This is a genomic window from Micromonospora maritima, from assembly GCF_902825405.1.
GTDB lineage: Bacteria > Actinomycetota > Actinomycetes > Mycobacteriales > Micromonosporaceae > Micromonospora > Micromonospora maritima.
Map to the genome: position 1 here is coordinate 1 of NZ_CADEAU010000633.1, position 2,718 is coordinate 2,718.

2 protein-coding genes are annotated in these 2,718 nt (G+C 74.8%); one reads left to right on the top strand and one right to left on the bottom strand.

Features of this window, described 5'->3' with window-relative positions; all coding sequences use genetic code 11:
• Positions 1 to 1,152: 1,152 nt before the first annotated feature.
• Complete coding sequence (locus tag HUW36_RS30280) at positions 1,153 to 1,968, bottom strand: SURF1 family cytochrome oxidase biogenesis protein (protein ID WP_174531213.1); 816 nt, start codon at positions 1,966 to 1,968, stop codon at positions 1,153 to 1,155.
• A 135-nt stretch (positions 1,969 to 2,103) separates the two neighbouring features.
• Here HUW36_RS30280 and HUW36_RS30285 point away from each other — a divergent pair.
• The coding region (locus tag HUW36_RS30285) for a nucleotide-binding protein (protein WP_484502613.1) at positions 2,104 to 2,718 on the top strand (615 nt) is incomplete at its 3' end.

The following is a 2,718-nucleotide window of genomic DNA, read 5'->3' on the forward strand; positions in this document are numbered from 1 at the left end:
TTTTTTTTTTTTTTCAAGCAGAAGACGGCATACGAGATCATGATGAGTGACTGGAGTTCAGACGTGTGCTCTTCCGATCTCTCGCCGGGTTCGGGCTCCAGGTTGGCCGACCGCTCGCGCCGATGCTGGCGCAGAGCGCTCCCTCGGTCGACGAGGCGCTCACCGCCACCGGCCTCCCGGCCGTGGTCGACGTGAAGCTCGACGGCATCCGCATCCAGGTGCACCGCTCCGGCCAGGACATCGCGGTGTTCACCCGCAGTCTCGACGAGATCACCGGCCGGCTGCCCGAGGTGGTGGCCGCCGTCCGCGCGCTGCCCGCCCGCGAGCTGGTGCTCGACGGCGAGGCGATCGGGCTGGACGCCACCGGCCGTCCGCTGCCGTTCCAGGAGACGTCCAGCCGCGCCGCCCGGCGCACCACGCCCAGCACCACCGGCCGCACCCCGGTCGCGCCCGCCGTGCTGGCCGCCGCCGAGCGCACCGGCGAGCCGGTGCTGACGCCGTACTTCTTCGACCTGCTGCACCTCGACGGCACCGACCTGATCGACGAGCCGGGCCGCGAGCGCTGGGCCGCGCTGGCCGGGGCGGTCGACCCGTCGTTGCTGGTCGGCCGGGTCGAGGTGGACGACGCGGCGCAGGCCGGCGCGGCGTTCGCGGCGGCGGTCGACGCCGGCCAGGAGGGGGTGGTGGTCAAGGATCCCGCCGCGCCCTACGACGCCGGCCGGCGCGGCGCGGCCTGGGTCAAGGTCAAGCCTCGGCACACACTCGACCTGGTGGTGCTGGCGGTCGAGTGGGGCAGCGGCCGGCGTCAGGGCTGGCTGTCCAACCTGCACCTCGGGGCCCGCGACCCGGGCACCGGCGAGTTCGTCATGCTCGGCAAGACGTTCAAGGGGCTCACCGACGAGCTGCTGCGCTGGCAGACCGAGCGCTTCCTGTCGCTGGCCGTGGAGAAGGGTGACTGGGTGGTGCGGGTCCGGCCGGAGCAGGTGGTCGAGATCGCCTTCGACGGGGTGCAGACCAGCAGCCGCTACCCGGGCGGGATGGCGCTGCGCTTCGCCCGCGTGGTGCGCTACCGGGACGACAAGACCGCCGCCGAGGCGGACACGATCGACGCGGTGCGGGCGATCCACGCCGGCCGGGTCACCGGGTGACGGGTCAGGTGGCGGCGGGCTCGGCGGCCCGGTCCACCGGCTCCCGCGGGCCGTCCAGGCCGGCCCGCCGACGCGCCTCCCGGCGTGCCACCCAGCCGTAGCCGACCAGGCTCATCACCGCGAAGATCCACCACTGCCAGACGTAGCCGAAGTTCTGCCAGTTGTTGGTGTGCCCGATCGGCACCGCCTGGAACGCCGGGTCGGCGGCCGGGGTCTGCCCGTCGAGCAGCACGTAACCGCCGGCCACCGGGTAGGGCAACTGCTTCGCCAGGCGGGGGATGACGATCCTCCGGGCCTCCAGCTTGCCGTCCCGCCGGTCCACCCCGCCGCCACCGCTCTCGCTGCCGACCACCCGGCCGGTGACCGTGACCTCGCCGGTCGGCGCGGGCGGCACGGACGGCTGGGCGGTGGCGCCGGCACCCGGCGTGGGCGGGATCCACCCCCGGTCGACGAGCACCGCGCTGCCGTCGGCGAGCACCAGCGGCGTGAGCACCTCGAAGCCGACCTTGTTGTCCACGGTCCGACCCCGGATCAGCACGACGTTGGCGGGGTCGTAGCGGCCGGTGGCGGTGACCCGGCTCCAGGTGAGCCGCTCGGCCGGGGCGGGACCGACGCTGCCCGGGCCACCGGTCGGTGCGGGCAGTGCGTCGCGCAGCGGCGCGGGGGTCATCGTGGCGCCGGCGTCGATCCGGTCGTTGATCGCCGACCGGCCCCGGTAGCGGTCCAGCTGCCAGTTGCCCAGGAACACCATCACCGTGGCGGCCACCAGCGTCAGCGCGAGGTAGCCGAGCCAGCGCGGGGTCAGCAGGAACCGGTACACGTTGGCCAAGGCTACCCGTATGAGCGGGGCCACTCGCGGCTGCCGGGCGGAACGGGGCGCTCCGCGGCCGACGGGCGTCGGAGCGGACGGGTATGGTCACGCGGGCGGAAATCACCCCGGACCCAGGAGTCGATGATGACCGACGTGCCGCGCGTCGTGCTGAGCGCGCCCTCCTCCGGGCACGGCACCGGTGCCCTCTCCCTCGGCCTGCTCGCCGCCCTCGCCGAGCGCGGCGTCCCGGTGGCCGGGTTCAAGGTCGGGCCGGACCAGGTGGACGCGGCGTACCTGGGGCTCGCCGCCGGCCGCCCCGGCCGCACGCTGGACCCCCGGCTGGTCGGCCCGGAGCGGGTCGCGCCGCTCTTCGCGCACGGCGCCGCCGGCGCCGGTTTCGCGCTGGTCCAGGGCACCATGGGGCTCTACGATTCGGTCGCCGGTCGGCCCGAGAGCGAGTCCACCGCCGCTGTGGCCACCGCGCTGCGCAGCCCGGTGGTGCTGGTCGTGGACGTCGCCGCGATGGGGCAGTCGGTGGCCGCGCTGGTGCACGGCTTCCGCTCCTACGACGAGCAGCTCTGGCTGGGTGGCGTGATCCTCAACCGGGTGGCCGCGCCCCGGCACGAGGCGCTGCTGCGCGAGGCTCTGGACGACGTGGGGGTGCCGGTCTACGGCGCGCTGCGCCGGCACGAGCTGCCCCCGGTGCTGCCCGCCCGCCGGCACGGTGCCGCGCCCGTGGTGCGCGGTGACGCCGAGGCC